The sequence below is a fragment of the Massilia sp. P2_C2 genome (assembly GCF_056404615.1).
This window is the reverse complement of record NZ_JBFUDR010000088.1, coordinates 1-21,283: the sequence shown is the minus strand read 5'-3', so window position 1 is coordinate 21,283 and position 21,283 is coordinate 1. Positions and strand designations below refer to the sequence as shown.

The window sequence follows — 21,283 nt, the reverse complement described above, 5'->3', positions numbered from 1 at the left end:
GGCCGGTTCCAGTTCCCCCCGGCTGCCGGACCTGGCTCCTTTGCATTGGACGGCCGCTCTTGTCCGCCGCTCTGGGCAAAAGCTTGATCAATGGGGGCGCGCGCGTACGTGCAGGTACTTGCGCCAAAAAGCGTGCATGCCAGGAGGGCCGGAGCGCACCTCGCAGGCCAACAGGGTCGATCAGATTTAATCATTTTTTTTCTCCACGGTGGATCAACTTCTCATACACGTGATGAGCAATGATTATTGCCAGCCATGCCGCGCTGAGCAAAGCCGGATTCAGGTAATACCCGAGGAACATGACTGAAAAATAGACAAGCAGGTAAGCGACGATGATGGTGGCGACGAACATCGCTATGCGCTTGACCGGATCCGGTTCGCGCAGAGAGAACAGGATTGCGGCGAACATCACGAATCCAAACACATAGTTGACCGGCTCTGAAGCCGGGGTGAAATAGCGCTGGTCGAGCAGCGCTTCAATGTAATTGGCGTGCAGGACAAAGCCATAAACTTCTCCCACGGGGGACAGATACGCGTCGCTTTCGTCGCTTGCGCCCACCACCACGATCTTGCCGCGCAAACTACGCAGCGCTGCAGGGGCGTTCTCACAGCGGCTTGCAGCATCGACCTTGGTCGCAGCGGCATAATTCTGGCCACAAAGTAACGCACCGGCGGCGAACACGGTAAATTGTTCGGGATTAAGGAAGCTGACATACGGGTGGCTGGCGTCGCCCGTCGACGTGTTTTTTTCATTCATGAACTCCCGTAATCGCGGATACTTTTGCAGCAAACGGACGTCATACGCCTCTGCAGCTTGCAGCGCGAGCGTATCCATGAAGGTCGGTCCGGATGTCTTGGCTGCTGATGCCGAGTCCATGCTGGTTGCCCACTTGAGCGGAAGCTTTTTCGTGTCCGGGTCCAAGTGCAGCAACCCCTCATGCACGGACTGGCCATGCACGACCGGGAACGTCAGGGTAGGGATCAGCACGCGTTTGGACCGATCGAGCTTGCGCCCCAATACAAACGGCGTCGTGCTGCTCACTCTGCCAATCGTCGCTTGCAGGAGGGTGGTTTGTTCATTGTCTTGCCGGCATTGGTTGTACGCAAACTGTGCGTCAAGCACGATCACTGCCGGGCTGGCGCTCGCAATCCGGTCAATCAGGTCCGCCAACGCTTTCCGCCGTTCGCACGGGTCGATGACATGGTCGAACAGGCTGCTGTAGTACCGATCATCCCTCGCGGCGATGTCCACGAGTATGGTGAACTTCTGGACCGGCTTGCGGGGGCCGCCGGACATCAGTGATTGATATACTCCATTGAGCTCGAACAAACGTTCCGCAGCAGGGACGTGCTCACCTTTTCGATGACGCGACATTTCGTTGTGCAGAAAGCCATCGATGCCGTGTTCCATCACAGCCGACAAAACGCACGCGAGCACAAAGATGACCAAGTCTCGCAGGGTAAACCGGGACTTTTCTTTGGAACTCGCCGATCCTTCCCCACTAGCCATTGGTTTGCTCCCGCCCGGTTAGAGAGCGATAACGACTCCCCGATATAGAGGGTAGACGTCGGCCGGCGTTTGTCAACGTAGTTGTCGCGTCAGCTCAAGCTGCTTGCTGTAATGCTTCTGGCCGAATCCGTTCCGGATTCAACCAGACTTGGTCTTCCAGTTCCCAATTCCTGATGCCCTGCGACCAGCGACCCGGATTGCGGTTTCTGGCATCCTGATGGACCTTCTCGCGGCGCGCCGGGATCGCCGCATCCTGGCCAGTGTGACGCTGCGCCGGCGTCACGAATTTCAGGCCGCTGTGCTTGTGTTCCTGGTTGTACCAGCGCACGAATTTCTGTGTCCACGTCCGCGCTTCGTCCAGGCTTCCAAACGGCCTGGACGGGTAATCTGGACGGTACTTGCAGGTTCGGAACAGCGACTCTGCATAGGCGTTGTCGTTGCTGACACGCGGCCGGCTGAATGACGGCGCCACGCCCAGTTGCTCCAACGTGGCGAGCATGGTGGCCCCCTTCATGGCACTGCCATTGTCCGAATGAAGCACCAGCGGGCGACCCGCCAGCCGCTCGGCCAGGCTGGCGCGGCGCATCAGCTGCGACGCCAGCTCCGCCGATTCCGCCACATGCACCTCATGGCCGACGATCTTGCGGCTGAAGACGTCGAGCACCATGTACCAGTAATAGAACTGCCCCTTCACCGCTGCCGGCAGCCACGTGATATCCCAACTCCAGACTTCGTTCGGACCCGTGGCGCAGTGGCTGGTTGCAACCCCGCTGGAAGGCTTTTTCGCCCGTCCCCGGTGGAGCGGCGGAACAAGGGGCTGTTTGCTTGTACGAAGCGCGCCTGGATGGTCTTAACGATTCACACTATCGTTGTTGGATCGGGATCGATCTGCGTACCGGCCAGGGCGATGTGAGGGTAGTCTGCCAGGTTTTTATTTCTTAAGCGTGAGGCGCCGGCACCGGCTCAAGGCTGCTCACGATGCCGCACGACGACCCGTTCCGTTTCGCCGAAATACGCGCCGAGGCGCTCCGCCATGTACACGGACCGGTGCTGGCCGCCCGTGCAACCGACGGCCACCGTCAGGTAGCTGCGGTTGTCCTTCTTGAATGACGGCAGCCACTTGGCGATGAACGCGCGGATGTCGGACAGCAGTTCGGCCGCCTGCGGCTGGGCGTCGAGGAAGGCGATCACGGGCGCGTCCTTGCCGTTGAGCGGACGCAGCGTCAGGTCGTAGTACGGATTCGGCACGGCGCGCACGTCGAACACGAAGTCGGCGTCGAGCGGCACGCCGCGCTTGAACGCGAACGATTCGAAATACAGCGTCAGCGGCGCGTACGTGACCTCGGCCAGTTCCTTGACCCAGGCCCGCAGCTTGTTTGCCGACAGTTCCGACGTGTCGATCACATGGCCCATCTTTTCGATCGGGCCCAGGCGGTCGCGTTCTTCCGAAATGCACTCGATCAGCGTGCGGCGCGACGCCGGGTTTTCGCCCGGACGCAGTTCGTGCGACAGCGGATGGCTGCGCCGCGTCTCGGAAAAGCGCGCGACGAGCGAGTGCGTGCTGGCCGTCAGGAAGATCACCTTGACCTCGTGGCCTTCGTCGCGCAGCGTGGCGACCGTCGTCGGCAGTTCCGCCAGCGATTCGGCGCTGCGCGCATCGACCGCGACGGCGATGCGCTTGGTCTCGCCGCCGCTGACGGTCGCGACGAGAGCCGGCAGCAGGGCAGGAGGGAGGTTGTCGACGCAGTAATAGCCTGCGTCTTCGAGGACGTTCAGGGCGACGGATTTACCGGAGCCCGAGATACCGGTAATGAGTAGGATACGCATGCGACGATGATAGCACCGGCATGTATTTGTCGCAGCGGCAAGGATTATGGATGAGCTAATTACAACAGGCTAGTCGCTGCTCATGGCTTGGCGCTGCCGCTCCATGAACTCCTGCAGCGTATCGATGCCACGCAACTGCAGAATGGTATTGCGCACGGCGGCCTCGAGCAGCACCGCGATGTTGCGGCCGGCCGCGACGGGGATCACGACTTTGCGGATCGGCAGGCCCAGCACGTCCTCGGTGGGGAAGTGGAACGGCAGGCGTTCGACTTCTTCGTCCAGCGCGCCGCGCTTGACGAGGTGGACGATCAGCTTCAGGCGCATCTTGCGGCGCACGGCGGTCTCGCCGAAGATCGCCTTGATGTCCAGCAGGCCCAGGCCGCGCACTTCGAGCAGGTTCTGCAGCAGCGGCGGGCAGCGGCCCTCGATCATGTTCGGCGCGATGCGCGAGAATTCGACGGCGTCGTCCGCGACCAGGCCGTGCGAGCGCGAGATCAGCTCCAGGCCAAGCTCGCTCTTGCCCAGGCCCGAGTCGCCCGTGATCAGCACGCCCACGCCCAGCACGTCCATGAACACGCCGTGCATGATGACGCGCTGCGCCAGCTTCTTCGACAGGTACACGCGCAGGTAGTCGATCACCTGCGCGGCCGGCAGCGGCGTGGAGAACAGCGGGATATTCTGCTCGTCGCAGATGGCGAGGATGTCCGGCGGGGTGTCGAGACCCTGCGCGATGAACAGCGCCGGCGGTCCGCCCGCGATCAGTTCGCCGATCAGGTGGCTGCGCGAGCCGGATTTCAGGCGCTGGTAGTAATTCAGTTCCTGGTGGCCAAACACCTGCATGCGGCCCGGGTGGATCAGGTTCAGGTGGCCGACCTGGTCCGCGGCCGAGACGGCGTCACCGGAAATCTCGCGCTCACCGCCCGGAAACCCGGCAAACCAGCCCAGTTGCAGGCTGTCGCGGTTGTCGTCGTACAGGCGTTGAATGGTGAGCGGAGTCTGCAGCATGGTGCCTTTCGCAAATCAGCCGAGGGCCTGCAGGCTCGGCTGCCAGTTGATGATGCGTTCGTAGACGGATTTCGGATCCGTGTCGGTCGTCAGCGCCGTGCGGATTGCCTCGTCCGAGAACAGTTCCGCGATCTCCGACAGGATTTCCAGGTGCTGTTGCGTCACATGGTCCGGGATCAGGAGGAAGAACAGCAGCTTGACCGGCTGCCCGTCCGGCGACTCGAACGGGATCGGCTCGCGCAGGCGCACGAAAGCCGCCAGCGGCGCTTTCAGGCTCTTGCTGCCCTTGATGCGGCCGTGCGGCACGGCGACGCCATGACCCAGCCCCGTCGAGCCCAAACGCTCGCGCGCGAACAGGTTGTCCGACACGGTGGAGCGGGCGATACCGCAGTTGTTCTCGAAGATCAGGCCGGCCTGCTCGAAGGCGCGCTTCTTGCTCGACACTTCCAGGTCCAGCTGCACGTTCTCGAGCGAGAGGATTTTGCTTAGATTAGTCATAACACGCTTCTAGTGCGGTGCACCCGCGGGTGCTTGCGAGCGGGAATTATAGGCCGGTTTTATGGCCGTGTAATTCGATTTTGCATGTCGTCCGGCGCCAGTGTGATCCCCGCCGCAAACCTTTGCGTAAAGACCACGCGCCCAACCACCACGCATGCGCAATTTCCGCCACGAAATCCCGAGTTTCATGCAAGAAACATCTACCCGGGGCCTCTTTTTGCCGATTTTTCTAGCGCAAACTTATCGCTTTGCACATCCAGCGGCCGCGCGGCGATTCCTTGCGCAAGGCGCGGCAACCATGGCCGATGTCGCTGGAAACGTACACTGTAGATGGGGGCGAACGTAAAAAAATCACCCATCCACACTGTTTGTTGACATTGCTTATTGTCGTGCGGTACGAAAATTGGGCGGTTTGCCGGTGCTGAAATTGGTGCGCCAGGGATTGATGTCCAGGCCGCCGCGCCGGGTGTAGCGGGCGTACACGGCCAGCTTGTTTGGTCTGCAGTGGCGCAGGATGTCCGTGAAGATGCGCTCGACACATTGCTCGTGGAATTCGTTGTGCTCGCGGAAACCGATCAGGTAGCGCAGCAGGCTTTCCTGGTCGATCTGCGGGCCCGCATAATGGATCTGCACGCTGCCCCAGTCCGGCTGGCCGGTGACGAGGCAGTTCGACTTGAGCAGGTGCGACACGAGGGTTTCCTCGACCGCCGCCTCGTCGTGGTTGGCCTTGAGCAATTCCGGCGACGGACTGTAGTTGTCGATCTCGACGTCGAGGCGGTCGAGCAGCAGCCCGTCCAGCTCGCCCATCTTCAGCTTGCCGAACTCGTCCGGCAAGGTCAGCGTGACGTGCACAGGGATGCCGAACGCGTTCGACAGGTCTTCGCGCAGCAGGGCCAGCAGCGCGTCCGTGTTGGACAGGCGGGTCTGGTTGAACGAATTCAGGTACAGCTTGAAGGATTTCGATTCGACGATGTTGGGCGAATCGGCGGGTACGGTAAAGGTCGCGATGGCGACCTGCGGCTTGCCGCGCATGTTCAGCCACGACAGCTCGTACGCATTCCAGATGTCGACGCCGAAGAACGGCAGCGTGCCTGCCAGGCCGAGCTCGTCGCGTTTTTGCTGACGCGGAATGGGAAAGAGCAGCTCCGGCGTGTACTGGGTCTGGTAGGCCGAGTTTTTGCCGAGGGGCGATTGTTCAGGGGAATTGGTCATGGTTTCAGTCTCGATGCCGGCCATACGCTCGTGACGTGGTGGCGATGCCGGTCCGGCGGCGGCAAAGCGGCGTATCGTACACCTTTCCGGCGATCGGTGCGTGTCCCGTTAACTCATGCGTTACGGGTGGGCACACAATGGTGGGCTCGGGGAGCCCACCCTACGGATTGTATGATGCGCGCCAAAATAAACGTAGGGTGGGCATCTGGGGCCGGGGGCCCCAGATGAAACGTGCCCACCATGCACATCGGCGGCCCGTTTTTTACAGGAACAGCTTGTAGACCGGATTCGCGCTCTCATCCCAATGCCGGTACCCCAGCGTGGCGAGGAACTGGCGGAACTCGTCCATCTCGCCGGCCGGTACCTGCAGCCCGACGACGATGCGGCCCACGTCGCCGCCCTGGTTCCGGTAGTGGAACAGCGAGATGTTCCAGTTCGGCGCCATGCTGTCCAGGAAGCGCATCAGCGCGCCCGGGCGTTCCGGGAATTCGAAGCGGTACAGCAGCTCGTCGTGCGCCAGCCCGCTCTTGCCGCCGACCAGGTGGCGCACGTGCTGCTTGGCCAGTTCGTCGTGCGTGAGGTCGAGGGTGCGGAAGCCGTGTTCCTCGAACGTGCGCGCGACCGTACCGGATTCGCTGCGGTTGCCGATCTGCACGCCGACGAACACGTGCGCCTCGCGCTCGTCGCTGATGCGGTAGTTGAACTCGGTGACGTTGCGCGGCCCGATCAGCGCACAGAAGCGCTTGAAGCTGCCGCGCTGCTCGGGAATCGTCACGGCGAACACGGCCTCGCGCGCCTCGCCCACCTCGGCGCGTTCGGCGACGAAGCGCAGGCGGTCGAAGTTCATGTTGGCGCCGCAGGCGACGGCGACGAGCGTCTCGCCGCGCACCGGGTTCTTCGACATCAGCGAACGTTCCACGTACGCCTTGGCGCCCGCGATGGCCAGCGCACCGGACGGTTCGACGATGCTGCGCGTGTCCGTGAACACGTCCTTGATGGCGGCGCAGAGGGCGTCGTTGTCGACGATGATGATCTCATCGACCAGTTGCTGGCACAGGCGGAACGTCTCCGCACCCACGAGGCGCACGGCGGTGCCGTCCGCGAACAGGCCGACGTCCGTCAGCGTGACGCGCTCGCCGGCCTTCAGGCTGCGCGCCATCGCGTCCGAATCGTTGGTCTGCACGCCGATGATCTTGATGTCGGGGCGGATCTGCTTCACGTACGCGGCCACGCCGCTGATCAGGCCACCGCCGCCGATCGCGAGGAAGATCGCATGGATCGGGCCGGAATGCTGGCGCAGGATCTCGACGCCGATCGTGCCCTGGCCGGCGATCACGTCCGGATCGTCGAACGGGTGCACGAATGCCAGCTTCTGCTCCTTTTCCAGCATCTGCGCGTGGTTGAATGCGTCGGTGTACGACTCGCCGTGCAGGACCACCTCGACGTTGCTGCCGCCGAACGCGCGCACCGCATCCACCTTCACGCTCGGCGTGGTGGTGGGCATGACGATCACGGCGCGGCAGTTCAGGCGGGCCGCCGACATGGCGACGCCCTGCGCGTGGTTGCCCGCCGAGGCGCAGATCACGCCGCGTTTCAGTTGTGACTCCGACAAATTCGCCATCTTGTTGTAGGCGCCGCGCAGCTTGAAGCTGAAGACGCTCTGCATGTCCTCGCGCTTCAGGTAAATCTTGTTGTCCGTGCGCCGGGACAGGCTGGGAGCATATTCCAGCGGGGTTTCGACGGCCACGTCGTAGACGCGCGCGGTGAGGATTTTCTTGAGGTAGTCGGTAGTCATGATCGATGCGGGCTGTTCTGGGTTCCGGTGGCGACGCTGACTGTCCTGCTTGGTGGGTAACCGAGGCGAGCAGTGCGGCAGCATGGCCTGGTGAGCCCGGCATGCCGTGTCGTTAAGATGAGTTTCTCCTCATTATAATGGAGGCACTCATCCACCGCTCCGGCTTCTTTTCCCTTACTTTCCGCCGTTTTCCCGATGATCGAATCCGCCGTCCTGTGGCTGCTGAAATTCCTCGCCGTCCCCACCGTCGGGCTCACTTCGGTATTCCTGATCGCCTTCGTGTCCGCCACCTTGCTGCCGCTCGGCTCCGAGCCGGCCGTGTTCGCCGTGGTGAAGGCCAATCCCGCGATGTTCTGGCCGGTGATCCTCGTCGCCACGCTGGGCAACACCCTGGGCGGCATCGTCGACTACTGGATCGGCTACCGTGCCAAGGTCGCCTTCGCCAAGGAACGCTCGTCGCGCTGGTTCCACTGGCTGAAGCGCTACGGCGCGAAGACGATGCTGCTGTCCTGGGTGCCCGGCATCGGCGACCCGCTGTGCACCCTGGCCGGCTGGCTGCATCTGCCGTTCTGGCCCAGCGTGATCTACATGGCGATCGGCAAGTTCGGGCGCTACGTGTTCATGACGGTCACGCTGCTGTACGTGCCCAACGGGTGGTGGAAGTGGCTTGGGGACATGAGCAGCAAGCTGTTCGGATAGTCGCAGACGTGGATAAGATGCTCCATTCTTCCCGGTGCCGAGCTTTCACTGGAAAACATTGCGTTTTGCCAAAACAAATTTGAGCCTGAATCGGTTTTTCCGTTGGTTTTTGCTTCACCGCCGTTGCTAAAATCGCTTCCTCCCCAGCGTGGTGCATAGCAATAAGCTAGAATAGAGAGTCCTACGCGTCAGTACGCCTTCGATCTCCCCCATGAACGCTCCTGCCAATATCCACGCCCTGCTCGAAGAGAACGCGCCCATCCGGCTGCGCGAAATCCCCTATAACTACACGTCGTTCTCCGATCGCGAGATCGTGATCCGTCTGCTGGGCGAGTCATCGTGGCAATTGCTGGACGAATTGCGCGGTGCCCGCCAGACCGGGCGCTCGGCGCGCATGCTGTACGAAGTCCTGGGCGATATCTGGGTCGTGCGCCGCAACCCCTACCTGCAGGACGACCTGCTGGACAACCCGAAGCGCCGCGCCAAGCTGATCGAAGCGCTGCACCACCGCCTGGCGGAAGTCGACAAGCGCCGCCTGACGGTCGATGCCGGCGATGCCGATCCGGCCACGGCCGCACGCCGCAGCGCCGCCGTCGAGCAGCTGCTCGTCGCCGCGCGCAAGGCCGTCGACGACTTCGGCCGCGAGTTCGCGGATACCTACGACCTGCGCAAGCGCGCCAGGGCCGTGCTGGGCCGCTACACCGACAAACGCAACATCCGCTTCGACGGCATGCACCGCACGTCGCACGTGACGGATGCCACCGACTGGCGCGTCGAATACCCGTTCCTCGTCCTGCTGCCGGATTCGGAAGACGAGATGGCCGGCCTCGTAAAGGGCTGCATCGAACTCGGGCTGACCATCATTCCGCGCGGTGGCGGCACCGGCTACACGGGCGGCGCGATTCCGCTGTCGCCGATGTCGGCCGTCATCAACACGGAAAAGCTGCTGCAGATGGGCGACGTCGAGATGACGCGCCTGCCGGGCGTCGACCGCGACTACGCCACGATCCATACGGGCGCCGGCGTCGTCACGCAGCGGGTGTCGCAGGCCGCCGAGAAGGCCGGCTTCGTGTTCGCCGTCGACCCGACCTCGGCGCACGCCTCGTGCATCGGCGGGAACATCGCGATGAACGCGGGCGGCAAGAAGGCCGTCCTGTGGGGCACGGCGCTGGACAACCTGGCATCGTGGCGCATGGTCGACCCGAACGGCGACTGGCTCGACGTCACCCGCGTCGACCACAACCTGGGCAAGATCCACGACGCGCCGGTCGCCACGTTCAAGCTCGAATGGACGCACCCGTCGGAAAAAGGCGCACCGAAAGGCCAGCCGTTCCGCACCGAGACGCTGGCCATCGAAGGCCGCCGCTTCCGCAAGGAAGGCCTCGGCAAGGACGTCACCGACAAATTCCTCGCCGGCCTGCCGGGCATCCAGAAAGAGGGCACCGATGGCCTGATCACGTCGTCGCGCTGGATCCTGCACAAGATGCCGAAGTTTACGCGCACCGTCGCGCTGGAATTCTTCGGCCAGGCGCGCGACGCGATCCCGTCGATCGTCGAGATCAAGGATTACCTGGACAGCCTGCCCAAGAGCGGCAAGCCGGAATTCGCCAGCCTGCGCCTCGCGGGCCTGGAGCACCTGGACGAGCGCTACCTGCGCGCCGTCGGCTATTCGACCAAGTCCAAGCGCGGCACCCTGCCGAAGATGGCGCTGTTCGGCGACATCGTCGGCGACGACGAGAATGCCGTGGCGCTGGCCACGTCGGAAGTCGTGCGTCTCGCGAACACGCGCGTGGGCGAAGGCTTCGTCGCCGTCAGCCCGGAAGCCCGTAAAAAATTCTGGCTCGATCGCTCGCGTACCGCGGCCATCGCGCGCCACACGAACGCTTTCAAGATCAACGAAGACGTCGTCATTCCGCTGAACCGGATGGGCGAGTACACGGACGGCATCGAGCGCATCAACATCGAGCTGTCGATCAAGAACAAGCTGCAGTTGGTGGAAGAACTGCATGCGTACTTCACGTCCGGGAACCTGGAAGTGACGAAGGCGGACGACGCCACCGGCGAAGGCGTGTCGAAGGAAGAGATCCTCGGCGACCGCGCGCAGCAGGCCGACGAGCTGCTGGCCCGCGTGGCCGCGCGCTGGGGCTGGATCACGGCCAACCTCGACCTGCCGCTGGGCGACGTGCTCGGCAAGCTGGGCGAGTTCGGCCTCGAAGGTTTCGCCGGCACGTTCCAGGCGCGCCTCGCGCAGCAGCCGGGCGCGAAGCTGTTCGACGTCGTGCAGGACCACACCGTGCGCGCATCGTGGAAGAGCGAGATCCGTGCGCCGCTGCGTCAGATCTTCAACGGCGCCGCGTATAAACCGATCCTGGACGCGGCCACCGACATCCACAAGCGCGTGCTGCGTTCGCGCGTATTCGTCGCGCTGCACATGCACGCCGGCGACGGCAACGTGCACACGAACCTGCCCGTGAACTCGGACGACTACGCGATGCTGCAGGACGCGCACAAGGCCGTCGAGCGCATCATGAAGCTGGCGCGTTCGCTGGACGGCGTCATCTCGGGCGAGCACGGCATCGGCATCACGAAGCTGGAATTCCTCACCGAGGACGAGATCCGCGACTTCCGCGACTATAAAAAGCGCGTCGATCCGGAAGGCCGCTTCAACAAGGGCAAGCTCCTGAACAGCGAGACCGCGTACGCCGACCTGCGCAACGCCTACACGCCGTCGTTCGGCCTGATGGGCCACGAATCGCTGATCATGCAGCAGAGCGACATCGGCGAGATCGCCAACAGCGTCAAGGACTGCCTGCGCTGCGGCAAGTGCAAACCGGTGTGCACGACGCACGTGCCGCAGTCGAACCTGCTGTACTCGCCGCGCGACAAGATCCTCGCGACGTCCGCGCTGATCGAAGCGTTCCTGTACGAGGAGCAGACCCGCCGCGGCGTCTCGATCCGCCACTGGGAAGAATTCGAGGACGTGTCCGACCACTGCACCGTGTGCCACAAGTGCGTGACGCCGTGCCCGGTCAACATCGACTTCGGCGACGTCTCGATGAACATGCGTAACCTGCTGCGCAAGATGGACAAGCGCAGCTTCAAGCCGGCCCAGCGCGCGGGCATGTTCTTCCTGAACGCGACCGATCCGACCACGATCAACGCGATGCGCAAGGGGATGATCGACTGGGGCTACAAGGCCCAGCGTCTCGGCGCGACCGTGTTGAAGGCCGTCGCGAAGGAACAGACGAAGGCGCCGCCCCCGACGACCGGCAAGGCGCCGATCCGCGAGCAGGTGATCCACTTCGTGAACAAGAAGATGCCGGGCAACCTGCCGAAGAAGACGGCGCGCGCGCTGCTGGACATCGAGGACGACAAGGTCATCCCGATCATCCGCAACCCGAAGGTCACCAACGCCGACACGGAAGCCGTGTTCTACTTCCCGGGCTGCGGCTCCGAGCGCCTGTTCTCGCAGGTGGGCCTGGCCACGCAGGCGATGCTGTGGGAGGTGGGCGTGCAGACCGTGCTGCCGCCGGGCTACCTGTGCTGCGGCTATCCGCAGCGCGGCGCCGGCCAGTACGACAAGGCCGACAAGATGATGACGGATAACCGCGTGCTGTTCCACCGCATGGCCAACACGCTGAACTACCTCGACATCAAGACCGTCGTCGTCTCGTGCGGTACCTGCTACGACCAGCTGGCGACCTACGAGTTCGAGAAGATCTTCCCGGGCTGCCGCATCATCGACATCCACGAGTACCTGATGGAGAAGGGCGTCAAGCTGGAAGGCGTCACCGGTACGCGCTACATGTACCACGACCCGTGCCACACGCCGATGAAGCTGCAGGATTCGGTGAAGACCGTGAACGCGCTGGTGCAGACCGTCGACAACGTCAAGATCGAGAAGAACGACCGCTGCTGCGGCGAGTCGGGCACGTTCGCGGTGAGCCGTCCGGACATCTCGACCCAGGTCCGCTTCCGCAAGGAGCAGGAGATGGTGAAGGGCGCCGACAAGCTGCGCGAGGATGGGTTCACCGGCGACGTCAAGATCCTGACGAGCTGCCCGTCCTGCCTGCAGGGCCTGTCGCGCTACAACGACGACTCGGGCACCACCGCCGACTACATCGTCGTCGAGATGGCGCGCCACCTGCTGGGCGAGAACTGGCTGCCGGACTACGTGGCCAACGCCAACAACGGCGGCATCGAGCGGGTGCTCGTATGACGCAGCGCGTGGCCGGCTGCGAGCTGTGCGAACTGTCCTCAGTTGCCACACCTTCGACCGTCGTCGACAACGACAGGTTCATAGTGATCCTCGTCGACGACGCCAACTATCCCGGCTTCGCGCGCGTGATCTGGAAAGACCACGTGCGCGAAGTGAGCGACCTGGCGGATGCCGACCGCCTGCTGCTGAACGACGCCGTGTACAGGCTGGAGCTGGCGGTGCGCGAGGTGATGCAGCCGCTGAAGGTCAATGTGGCGAGCCTGGGCAACGTCGTCCCGCACCTGCACTGGCACGTGATCCCGCGTTATGCCGACGACGCGCATTTCCCCGCGCCCGTGTGGGCGCAGGCGCAGCGCACGACCGACGAGGCGGTGCTGCGGGCGCGCCGGGCCCTCATGCCGCAACTGGCCGAGGCGATCGCACGGCGCTTCGCCGCCCGCTAAAACAAGCTTCCGCTTACCGTTCACGACATCATGGCCACGCCTACCAATCTCACCATCCGCCAGCAATCGAAGATCCTGGAAATCGCCTTCGACGATGGCGCCGCGTTCTCCATCCCGTTCGAGCTGCTGCGCGTGTACTCGCCCTCGGCCGAAGTGAAGGGTCATGGCCCGGGCCAGGAAGTGCTGCAGGTCGGCAAGCGCGACGTCGGCATCCGCGGCGCCGAACCGGTCGGCAACTATGGCGTGAAGCCGCTGTTCACGGATGGCCACGAGTCCGGCATTTATACGTGGGACTACCTGTACAAGCTGGGCAACGAGCAGGATGCGCTGTGGCAGGATTACCTGGGCCGCCTGCATGCGGCCGGATATGCGGGCGACAGCGGCCGTGAGCCGAGTGCCGCTCCAGTCGCGCAAAAAGGCGGCGGCTGTGGCACCGGAGGCTGCGGCGGCCACTGACCCCGTACACGAGGTTCCCGCACATCGGGTCACGTAAACGAAAAAAGCGCCGGTTCGACACACGGCGCTTTTTTCTTTGCCGGCCGGGTAGGTCGGCGTTATCCGGTCTGCGGTCCGGTCAGGATTTACTGCGGCTGGATGTTTGCTGCCTGCTTGCCCTTCGGGCCGGAGGTAACGTCGAAGGTGACACGCTGGTTTTCCGCCAGCGATTTGAAGCCGGCCGAATTGATGGCCGAAAAGTGTGCGAACAGATCGTCGCCACCATCATCCGGTTTGATGAAGCCGAAGCCTTTTGCGTCGTTGAACCATTTCACGGTGCCAGTCGCCATGTCTCTCTCTCTCAAGAATTTTTTTAACAAGTCATATAAATGCCGGCGGCACATGGTTAAGCGATAAGGCATCCCTGTTCCAAACTGTGCGCGAGCGAAAACCATTATAAGCAGAGTTTTCACAAATGCGATGCACAATTTATATCGTGTGTGGTAAAGCCGACATCTGCGTTGCTGATATCGTTTTCAGACATGTGATTCGGGTCAAAAGCAGCGTTATGTGCGATCTCAATGGCTGCTTGTAATGTTGGGATATGGTGGTGCGTCAATGCTGCAAGACTGAAGGCGCACCGCGATGTCCGTTCTTATTCTCCAGGGGTCGGCCGTACGAACCTATCGTTTCCGTATTGCAGATTACCCTCGCGTGTTGCAGGCAAGCCTTATTTTCGAGGCATACGGCATCGCGCCAATGCGGAGGCTGCGCTTCAGGTTTTATGAGCCCGATGGGAAGCTGCTTCATGAAATAGATTCAGAGCAATTCATAATGCCTAAAGACAATTTAATTAGCCGTAAAAGAAAATTGCCTTTGGTATTGAGAATGGAATATATGATCCGGATTCTTCTAAATCGGCATATATTCTTTGTTCTCGAGCTGCCGTCTTCCTGTCTTCAAACCTCTCAACTTGCCGTGAGCGTAGAAAATGTCGGTGACATTCCAATTGCGGCAGGAAACTTTCGACTCAGCACATCCACGCTTGCCCCGGACCGTCCCGTGGAGAATCTGCATGCGCTCGAAGGCTATGCCGACCGGATCAGCGCATTTCCTGGCGAGCGCCTGCAATTATTCGTTCACGCGCCGCGCCTGCGTTTTGCGCTGACCGTCCTCCGGCAATGCGTGCATGAGCAGCCGGTGTTGCACATCGGCGAGATCGCGGGCAAGCCTCAACACTACGCCGCCGATGTCTTCGAACAGGGCGCCAATTGGGAGCCCACCTGGACGCTGGAGGTCGGCGCGGATTGGCGGAGCGGGATGTACACGGCGCGTATTGCCGACGACAGCGGCGCCGCTTTCGACATCACGTTCATCGTCAAGGTACCCGGGACAGGCACGCGTGCCGACGTGGCGGTATTGGCGTCGACCAATACCTGGCTCGCTTACAACCCATGGGGCGGCGCGTCGCTGTACCGCTACGACGTCGACGACGGCCTCGCCAGGCAGAGTGCGTTCCGCGTGCACATGCATCGGCCCAATCCGGCGGCCTCGATGGCCGGCGACGACCGGCATCTGGCGAACGCCGAGAGGCACATACTGCGCTGGCTGGAGCAGAACGGGATCGCCTACGACCTGTACGCCGACCTCGACCTGCACGACACGCCGGACCTGTTGCAGCGATACGCTACCTTGCTGATCAGTACACACAGCGAGTACTGGACGGAGGCGATGTATGGTGGACTGGAACGTTTTCTTGGCGCCGGCGGCAATCTGATCTATCTCTCGGGCAATGGCCTTTATTGGAAAACGGAAATCCGTGGGCACCAGCTCGAGGTGAAATACGACGGCAGCAGGCACACCTTCAGCGGCGAAGCGGGCGGGCGATGGCGCGATTGCGGGCGTCCGGAGACGCAAACGCTCGGCATCCGTTTCACGAAGGCCGGCTACAAATCGACATGCCCTTACAAGGTGATCGCACCCGACCACTGGATCTTTGACGGCACCGGCGTCGAAAAAGGCATGCTGATCGGCCGGTCCGGCCTGAACCTGGGCGGCGCTTCGGGGTGGGAAATGGACAAGATCGATTCCCGCAACCGACCCGCCGGACTGGTGCACCTGGCCAAGGGCACCAACCGCTGGCGCAGTGGCGCGGACATGACGTATTTCACGCACGCGGGCGGGGGCGGCGTGTTTTCGGTCGGGTCGATCACCTTCGGCGGCAGCCTGGCGATCGACCCGATATTGAGCCGGATGCTGCGCAATGTGTTCGCCAGATTCGCGCGGACGCGGTAAGTCCTCTTTAAGCTGGCCGCAGCACCCGGCTTGTATAATGCGGCAAGACCAAACAGCTTGCCACTATGACCAACACCACCCATTTCGGCTACAAGACCGTCTCGGAAGACGAGAAGGTCCATGAGGTAGCCAAGGTATTCCACTCGGTCGCGTCGAAATACGACGTGATGAACGACCTCATGTCTGCGGGCCTGCATCGCGTGTGGAAGGCGTTCACCATCGCCCAGGCCGGCGTGCGTCCCGGCTTCAGGGTGCTCGACATCGCGGGCGGCACGGGTGACCTGTCCAAGGCATTCGCCAAACAGGCGGGGCCGAGCGGCGAGGTCTGGCTCACGGACATCAACGAGTCGATGCTGCGGGTGGGCCGCGATCGTCTATTGAACAAGGGTCTCGTCACCCCCACCTTGCTTTGTGACGCGGAAAAACTGCCGTTTCCGGACAATTATTTCGACCGCGTCAGCGTGGCTTTCGGCCTGCGCAACATGACGCACAAGGATCTGGCACTGGCGGAAATGCGTCGTGTGCTCAAGCCGGGCGGCAAGTTGCTCGTGCTGGAGTTTTCGAAAGTCGCGGCGCCGCTGCAAAAGCCGTATGACGTGTACTCGTTCTCCGTGCTGCCGTGGCTGGGCCAGCGCATCGCCAACGATGCCGAAAGCTATCGCTACCTGGCGGAATCGATCCGCATGCATCCGGACCAGGACACGCTGAAATCGATGATGGAAACGGCCGGCCTGGAACGCGTCCAGTACTACAACCTGACGGCTGGTGTGGCCGCACTGCACACCGGCATCAAACTCTGAGGTGAGCAGATGAAAAAATTCTTGGCCAGCATGATGATCGCGCTGATGACGTTGTCCAGCGTCGCCGACGCGCGCCCGCTCGGCGGCAGCCGTTCGTTCGGCCGCCAGTCGCAGTCCGTGAGCCGCATGCGTGCACCGGCCCCGGCGCCGACCCCCGCGCCTTCCCAGCAGCCGTCGTACCAGCGTCCGGCCCCGGCTCCCGCCGTGCCGGCCGCGCTGCCGGTGAAACGGCCGAGCATGTGGAAAGGCGTGCTGGGCGGAGCGCTGCTCGGCCTCGGCCTGGGCGCGCTGTTCTCGCACTTCGGCATCGGCGGTGCCATGGCCAGCGCGCTGTCGTCGCTGCTGATGATCCTGCTGCTCGTGTTCGCCGTGATGTTCATCGTGCGCATGTTCCGCCGCAAGGACACGCCGGCCAACCCGACCTTCACCGGTTTTAACTCGACCCCCGTGCCGGCCTCGGCCACGCCGGAAATCGGTTCGGGCCTGAACAGTGCCTACGCCGGCAACCAGGGCGGTTTCCAGTCCGGATTCTCGAACGCGCCGTCCCTCGACAAGGCCGCGCCCGCGCACGAGGCGTGGGGCGTGCCGGCCGGGTTCGACACGGAGGCATTCCTGCGCCACGCCAAGGCCTCGTTCATCCGCATGCAGGCCGCCTGGGACCGCAGCGACCTGGCCGACCTGCGCGAGTTCACGTCGCCCGAGGTGTATGCCGAACTGTCGCTGCAGGTGCAGGAGCGGGGCGGCCAGCCGGACTACACGGAAGTGGTCAGCATCGATTCCCAGCTGCTGGGCATCGAGACGACCGACCGCGATTACCTGGCGAGCGTGCAGTTCAACGGCATGATCCGCAATGCGCCGGGTGCGCCGGCGGAGCCGTTCGTCGAGGTGTGGAATCTGGCCAAGCCGCTGGCCGGCAATGGCGGCTGGGTCCTGGCGGGTATCCAGCAGATTACTTAAGAAGTTCGCGAAACTGGTAAGATCGAAACCGCCCGACTTATGCCGGGCGGTTTTATTTTGTAATGTGAAATTTTAATGCCTCCGACTCCCTTCTCCCTGTCGCCGCAACGGGGCCTGACGGCACCCGCCGTGGCGACGATCAACCACTTGCTCGCGCAGGAAGCGTGGGCGCGCGACGTCCTGATGCGCCATGCGGGCAAGGTCGCCGTCATCGACACCGGGCATCTCGCCGTCCGCATGCGCGTGACGCGCGACGGCATGCTGGAGACGGCAGGCAGCGATGACGCGGCCAACGTCACGATCCACGTCAAGCTCTCCGACCTGCCGCTGATCCTGCAGAACCGCGACCGCGCGTTTTCCTATGTGCGCATCGAAGGCGATGCCGAGTTCGCCAACACGATCTCGCAACTGTCCAAGGGCTTGCGCTGGGATGCCGAGCATGACCTCGAGCGCCTGTTCGGACCGATCGGCGCCGTGCGCCTGGCAGGCGGCGCGCGCGCCGCGGTGTCGGGCGCGGCCACGGCCGGGCGCCGGCTGGCCGAGAACGTCGCCGAATTCCTGCTGGAAGAACGCCGCGTGCTCGTGCGGCCGGCCGCGGTGGAGACATTCGCCGACGACGTGGGCCGCCTGCGCGACGACGTCGAGCGCACGGCCAAGCGCATCGCCAGGCTGGAGCAGAAACTGGCACAGCAAGCCGGGCGCAACGCCGCTCCCGTATCGACGATCCCTGACACGCTTTCGGACCACTGATGATCCTGAAATTCCTGCGCCTGCTGAAGATTCTCACCGTCATCGTCAAATACGGCCTGGATGAGATCGCGATTTCCGGCCTGCACGTCCCGCGTACCGCCCGCCTGATCAATACCGTCTTCTTCTGGCGCCGGATTACCTCGCCCCGCGCGATCCGCCTGCGCCTGGCGCTGGAAGAACTGGGCCCGATCTTCGTGAAATTCGGCCAGGTGCTGTCGACCCGTCCCGACCTGATGCCGCCCGATATCGTGGCGGAACTATCGCTGCTGCAGGATCGCGTGCCGCCGTTCGATTCCGACGTGGCCGTCGCCCAGATCACGCGCTCGCTCGGTGCGGCGCCGGACGCGCTGTTCGCCTCGTTCGAACGCACGCCGGTCGCCTCCGCTTCCATCGCCCAGGTGCACTTCGCCACGCTGAAGAACGGCAAGGAAGTCGCCGTCAAGGTGCTGCGTCCGGGCATGAAGACGACGATCGACGAGGACATCGCCCTGATGCAGCTGGCCGCCGGCCTCATCGAAAAAGTCTGGGCCGACAGCCGCCGTCTGAAGCCGCGCGAAGTCGTGGCCGAGTTCGACAAATACCTGCACGACGAACTGGACCTGATGCGCGAGGCGGCCAATGCCAGCCAGCTGCGCCGCAATTTCGCGAATTCCGATCTGCTGCTCGTGCCGGAAATGTGCTGGGATTATTGTTCCAGCAGCGTGATCGTGATGGAGCGCATGAACGGCATTCCGATCTCGCAGACGGACCGCCTCGCCGCCGCCGGCATCGACCTCAAAAAACTGTCCAGCGACGGCGTCGAGATCTTCTTCACGCAGGTCTTCCGCGATGGCTTTTTTCACGCCGACATGCACCCGGGGAACATCCTCGTCTCCATCGATCCGGCCACGTTCGGCCGCTACATCGCGCTGGACTTCGGCATCGTCGGCACGCTGAACGACTTCGACAAGGATTATTTGTCGCAGAACTTCCTCGCGTTCTTCCGGCGCGACTACAAGCGCGTGGCCGAGGCGCACATCGAATCGGGCTGGGCGCCGCGCGAAACCCGCGTCGATGAACTGGAAGCGGCCGTGCGCGCCACGTGCGAGCCGATCTTCGATCGTCCTCTGAAGGACATTTCCTTCGGCCAGGTGCTGCTGCGCCTGTTCCAGACGTCGCGCCGCTTCAACGTCGAGGTGCAGCCGCAGCTCGTGCTGCTGCAAAAGACCATGCTGAACATCGAGGGCCTGGGCCGCCAGCTCGACCCCGACCTCGATTTGTGGAAGACGGCGAAACCGTACCTGGAGCGCTGGATGGCGGAGCAGGTCGGCTGGCGCGCCTTCGTCGACCGGCTGCGCGACGAGGCGCCCCGCTACGCGGCGATCTTCCCGCAGCTGCCGCGCCTGGCGCACCAGGTGCTGGAAAAGCACGCGCTCCGCGAAGTCGACCAGGACGCCGTCATGGCCATGCTGCTGCTCGAGCAGCGCCGCACCAACCGCCTGCTGACGTTCGTCGCCTGCGTGACGGGCGTGCTGGCCGTGCTCGTCGTCGGCATGCATGTCGCGGGGCATTGGCACTGGGGCCTCTGATGGCCACGCCGCCGGACTTCGCCAGCCGCGATCCGCTCTCCCCGCAATTCTGGGATGAGCGTTTCGGGCGCGCTTTCACGCCGTGGGAGCGGGGCGGGGCGCCGCTGGCGTTGCGGCGGTTCGTCGCGGGCGCCGGCCGTCCCATGACCACATTGACGCCAGGCTGTGGTTCCGCGCATGAGCTGGCGCTGATGTGCGAGGCCGGCTGGGATGTCACCGCCATCGATTTCTCGGGCGAAGCCGTCGCGCGCGCCCGCGCGCAGGCCGGGCCGTGGGCCGACCGGATCGTGCAGGCCGATTTCTTCGCCTACGACCCGCCGCGCCCCCTGGAACTCATCTATGAACAGGCGTTCCTGTGCGCGCTGCCGCGGGCGCGCTGGCCGGACGTCGCGCAGCGCTGGAGCGGATTGCTGGGGCAGGGTGGCTTACTGGCCGGTTATTTCTTCTTTGACGATGCCGTGAAGGGCCCGCCGTTCGGCATCGACCGGGCACGCCTCGACGGGTTGCTGGGACCAGCGTTCGACTGCATGGCCGACGAGGCCGTCGAAGACTCCATTCCCGTGTTCGCGGGCAAGGAGCGGTGGATGGTGTGGCGCAAGCGCTGAACGAAGCACAAAAAGAAACGGGCCCGCAAGCGGGCCCCGATTTGAAGTGCTCTTCTATGGTATTGCGGCGGGCCGGAAGACTGGTCGCGCAAACTTCTGTTTCTTAATCTGTCGACAGTATCTACAAAGATACCGCTGAGAAATGCTATTTAATCAGTTTAGTTGATGTTCAGCAAATGAAACTCATCCGTACGCTGACGAAAAACAACACTGTTTCCATGAGGCATCAATTCTATCGGGCCTGTAGGGTGGGCACCCTGTGCCCACGCGTAACGTTCGCATGCCGCATGCGTTCGCGTGGGCACTGGGTGCCCACCCTACTTTAACCCCATGGGGGGGCAAAATCTTCCGTAAAAGCTTTATAATTCAGGGTTTTGATGATTTTTGCGGAGTATTCAGATGCCGATTTACGCCTACCGCTGCGATGAATGCGGTTTTGCCAAGGATGTACTGCAAAAAATTTCCGATCCGGTTCTGACCGTTTGCCCGTCGTGCGGCAAGTCATCGTTCAAGAAGCAGGTCACCGCTGCCGGTTTCCAGTTGAAAGGTACCGGCTGGTACGTGACGGACTTCCGCGGTGGCTCCGCGCCGGCAACGGGCACCGCGCCGGCGGCCTCGTCCGATGGCGGCGCAAGTGCCCCGGCGGCGCCCGCCGCGCCGGCGCC

The 21,283-nt window shown here is 63.1% G+C and carries 18 protein-coding genes and 1 pseudogene; 11 read left to right on the top strand and 8 right to left on the bottom strand.

What is annotated here, in order from left to right:
• Positions 1 to 190: 190 nt before the first annotated feature.
• The 7 genes and pseudogenes from AC1DYX_RS12815 to ilvA form a co-directional block, all read right to left on the bottom strand.
• Entirely contained in the window at positions 191 to 1,411 is a 1,221-nt protein-coding gene (locus tag AC1DYX_RS12815; protein ID WP_477259259.1) for a CHASE2 domain-containing protein, read from the bottom strand.
• A 193-nt stretch (positions 1,412 to 1,604) separates the two neighbouring features.
• A pseudogene (locus AC1DYX_RS12810) lies at positions 1,605 to 2,309 on the bottom strand (transposase); the annotation flags it as partial.
• A gap of 164 nt (positions 2,310 to 2,473) precedes the next feature.
• Complete coding sequence (gene rapZ / locus AC1DYX_RS12805; protein ID WP_477259257.1) at positions 2,474 to 3,337, bottom strand: RNase adapter RapZ; 864 nt, start codon at positions 3,335 to 3,337, stop codon at positions 2,474 to 2,476.
• 69 nt (positions 3,338 to 3,406) lie between these two features.
• Positions 3,407 to 4,342, bottom strand: coding sequence for an HPr(Ser) kinase/phosphatase (gene hprK / locus AC1DYX_RS12800; protein ID WP_029757058.1), 936 nt, complete (start codon positions 4,340 to 4,342; stop codon positions 3,407 to 3,409).
• A gap of 15 nt (positions 4,343 to 4,357) precedes the next feature.
• Positions 4,358 to 4,840: a PTS sugar transporter subunit IIA gene (locus AC1DYX_RS12795; protein WP_477259255.1), complete on the bottom strand. Its 483-nt coding sequence runs from the start codon at positions 4,838 to 4,840 to the stop codon at positions 4,358 to 4,360.
• Between the two features lie 381 nt (positions 4,841 to 5,221).
• Positions 5,222 to 6,052, bottom strand: coding sequence for an NADPH-dependent 7-cyano-7-deazaguanine reductase QueF (gene queF / locus AC1DYX_RS12790; RefSeq protein ID WP_477259253.1), 831 nt, complete (start codon positions 6,050 to 6,052; stop codon positions 5,222 to 5,224).
• A 262-nt stretch (positions 6,053 to 6,314) separates the two neighbouring features.
• Positions 6,315 to 7,931 carry a threonine ammonia-lyase, biosynthetic gene (gene ilvA / locus AC1DYX_RS12785; protein ID WP_477259251.1) on the bottom strand — a complete coding sequence of 539 codons (1,617 nt, stop codon included), beginning with the start codon at positions 7,929 to 7,931 and terminating at the stop codon, positions 6,315 to 6,317.
• A gap of 111 nt (positions 7,932 to 8,042) precedes the next feature.
• Here ilvA and AC1DYX_RS12780 point away from each other — a divergent pair, with 111 nt between their 5' ends.
• The 4 genes from AC1DYX_RS12780 to AC1DYX_RS12765 all read left to right on the top strand — a co-directional run bounded on the left by AC1DYX_RS12780 (position 8,043) and on the right by AC1DYX_RS12765 (position 13,664).
• Positions 8,043 to 8,546 (top strand): VTT domain-containing protein, encoded by a 504-nt coding sequence (locus AC1DYX_RS12780; RefSeq protein WP_029757054.1) that lies wholly within the window; start codon positions 8,043 to 8,045, stop codon positions 8,544 to 8,546.
• 211 nt (positions 8,547 to 8,757) lie between these two features.
• On the top strand, positions 8,758 to 12,765 hold the full coding sequence (locus AC1DYX_RS12775; RefSeq protein WP_477259248.1) for a DUF3683 domain-containing protein: 4,008 nt from the start codon (positions 8,758 to 8,760) through the stop codon (positions 12,763 to 12,765).
• Complete coding sequence (locus tag AC1DYX_RS12770; protein ID WP_477259246.1) at positions 12,762 to 13,208, top strand: HIT family protein; 447 nt, start codon at positions 12,762 to 12,764, stop codon at positions 13,206 to 13,208. The genes AC1DYX_RS12775 and AC1DYX_RS12770 overlap by 4 nt, the downstream gene beginning before the upstream one ends.
• A 30-nt stretch (positions 13,209 to 13,238) precedes the next feature.
• Positions 13,239 to 13,664, top strand: a complete 426-nt coding sequence (locus tag AC1DYX_RS12765) for a gamma-butyrobetaine hydroxylase family protein (protein ID WP_477259244.1) — start codon at positions 13,239 to 13,241, stop codon at positions 13,662 to 13,664.
• 125 nt (positions 13,665 to 13,789) lie between these two features.
• Here the strand turns inward: AC1DYX_RS12765 and AC1DYX_RS12760 are convergent, their stop codons facing one another.
• The gene (locus AC1DYX_RS12760; RefSeq protein ID WP_036238916.1) at positions 13,790 to 13,993 is read right to left on the bottom strand and encodes a cold-shock protein; all 204 of its coding nucleotides are present in this window, start codon (positions 13,991 to 13,993) and stop codon (positions 13,790 to 13,792) included.
• Positions 13,994 to 14,705: 712 nt separating this feature from the next.
• Between AC1DYX_RS12760 and AC1DYX_RS12755 the strand changes: the two genes are divergently transcribed.
• The 7 genes from AC1DYX_RS12755 to AC1DYX_RS12725 all read left to right on the top strand — a co-directional run.
• Positions 14,706 to 15,938: a N,N-dimethylformamidase beta subunit family domain-containing protein gene (locus AC1DYX_RS12755; protein ID WP_477259242.1), complete on the top strand. Its 1,233-nt coding sequence runs from the start codon at positions 14,706 to 14,708 to the stop codon at positions 15,936 to 15,938.
• 65 nt (positions 15,939 to 16,003) lie between these two features.
• The gene (gene ubiE, locus AC1DYX_RS12750) at positions 16,004 to 16,738 is read left to right on the top strand and encodes a bifunctional demethylmenaquinone methyltransferase/2-methoxy-6-polyprenyl-1,4-benzoquinol methylase UbiE (RefSeq protein ID WP_477259240.1); all 735 of its coding nucleotides are present in this window, start codon (positions 16,004 to 16,006) and stop codon (positions 16,736 to 16,738) included.
• A gap of 9 nt (positions 16,739 to 16,747) precedes the next feature.
• On the top strand, positions 16,748 to 17,695 hold the full coding sequence (locus tag AC1DYX_RS12745; protein ID WP_477259238.1) for a Tim44 domain-containing protein: 948 nt from the start codon (positions 16,748 to 16,750) through the stop codon (positions 17,693 to 17,695).
• Between the two features lie 75 nt (positions 17,696 to 17,770).
• A complete protein-coding gene (locus tag AC1DYX_RS12740) occupies positions 17,771 to 18,445 on the top strand; it encodes a ubiquinone biosynthesis accessory factor UbiJ (protein ID WP_477259236.1) in 675 nt (224 codons plus the stop codon).
• Positions 18,445 to 20,013, top strand: coding sequence for a ubiquinone biosynthesis regulatory protein kinase UbiB (gene ubiB / locus AC1DYX_RS12735; protein WP_477259234.1), 1,569 nt, complete (start codon positions 18,445 to 18,447; stop codon positions 20,011 to 20,013). Before AC1DYX_RS12740 ends, ubiB begins: the two co-directional genes overlap by 1 nt.
• Positions 20,013 to 20,618 carry a methyltransferase domain-containing protein gene (locus AC1DYX_RS12730; protein WP_477259261.1) on the top strand — a complete coding sequence of 202 codons (606 nt, stop codon included), beginning with the start codon at positions 20,013 to 20,015 and terminating at the stop codon, positions 20,616 to 20,618. The genes ubiB and AC1DYX_RS12730 overlap by 1 nt, the downstream gene beginning before the upstream one ends.
• Positions 20,619 to 21,017: 399 nt before the next feature.
• Positions 21,018 to 21,283 (top strand): FmdB family zinc ribbon protein (locus AC1DYX_RS12725; protein ID WP_477259232.1); only part of this gene is annotated, 266 nt, incomplete at its 3' end.

Bases quoted from the DNA above. Each gene is read 5' to 3' on its own strand.
- AC1DYX_RS12815 (WP_477259259.1), bottom strand. From the start codon at position 1,411: ATGGAACACGGCATCGATGGCTTTCTGCACAACGAAATGTCGCGTCAT.
- rapZ (WP_477259257.1), bottom strand. From the start codon at position 3,337: ATGCGTATCCTACTCATTACCGGTATCTCGGGCTCCGGTAAATCCGTC.
- hprK (WP_029757058.1), bottom strand. From the start codon at position 4,342: ATGCTGCAGACTCCGCTCACCATTCAACGCCTGTACGACGACAACCGC.
- AC1DYX_RS12795 (WP_477259255.1), bottom strand. From the start codon at position 4,840: ATGACTAATCTAAGCAAAATCCTCTCGCTCGAGAACGTGCAGCTGGAC.
- queF (WP_477259253.1), bottom strand. From the start codon at position 6,052: ATGACCAATTCCCCTGAACAATCGCCCCTCGGCAAAAACTCGGCCTAC.
- ilvA (WP_477259251.1), bottom strand. From the start codon at position 7,931: ATGCTGCCGCACTGCTCGCCTCGGTTACCCACCAAGCAGGACAGTCAG.
- AC1DYX_RS12780 (WP_029757054.1), top strand. From the start codon at position 8,043: ATGATCGAATCCGCCGTCCTGTGGCTGCTGAAATTCCTCGCCGTCCCC.
- AC1DYX_RS12775 (WP_477259248.1), top strand. From the start codon at position 8,758: ATGAACGCTCCTGCCAATATCCACGCCCTGCTCGAAGAGAACGCGCCC.
- AC1DYX_RS12770 (WP_477259246.1), top strand. From the start codon at position 12,762: ATGACGCAGCGCGTGGCCGGCTGCGAGCTGTGCGAACTGTCCTCAGTT.
- AC1DYX_RS12765 (WP_477259244.1), top strand. From the start codon at position 13,239: ATGGCCACGCCTACCAATCTCACCATCCGCCAGCAATCGAAGATCCTG.
- AC1DYX_RS12760 (WP_036238916.1), bottom strand. From the start codon at position 13,993: ATGGCGACTGGCACCGTGAAATGGTTCAACGACGCAAAAGGCTTCGGC.
- ubiE (WP_477259240.1), top strand. From the start codon at position 16,004: ATGACCAACACCACCCATTTCGGCTACAAGACCGTCTCGGAAGACGAG.
- AC1DYX_RS12745 (WP_477259238.1), top strand. From the start codon at position 16,748: ATGAAAAAATTCTTGGCCAGCATGATGATCGCGCTGATGACGTTGTCC.
- AC1DYX_RS12740 (WP_477259236.1), top strand. From the start codon at position 17,771: ATGCCTCCGACTCCCTTCTCCCTGTCGCCGCAACGGGGCCTGACGGCA.
- ubiB (WP_477259234.1), top strand. From the start codon at position 18,445: ATGATCCTGAAATTCCTGCGCCTGCTGAAGATTCTCACCGTCATCGTC.
- AC1DYX_RS12730 (WP_477259261.1), top strand. From the start codon at position 20,013: ATGGCCACGCCGCCGGACTTCGCCAGCCGCGATCCGCTCTCCCCGCAA.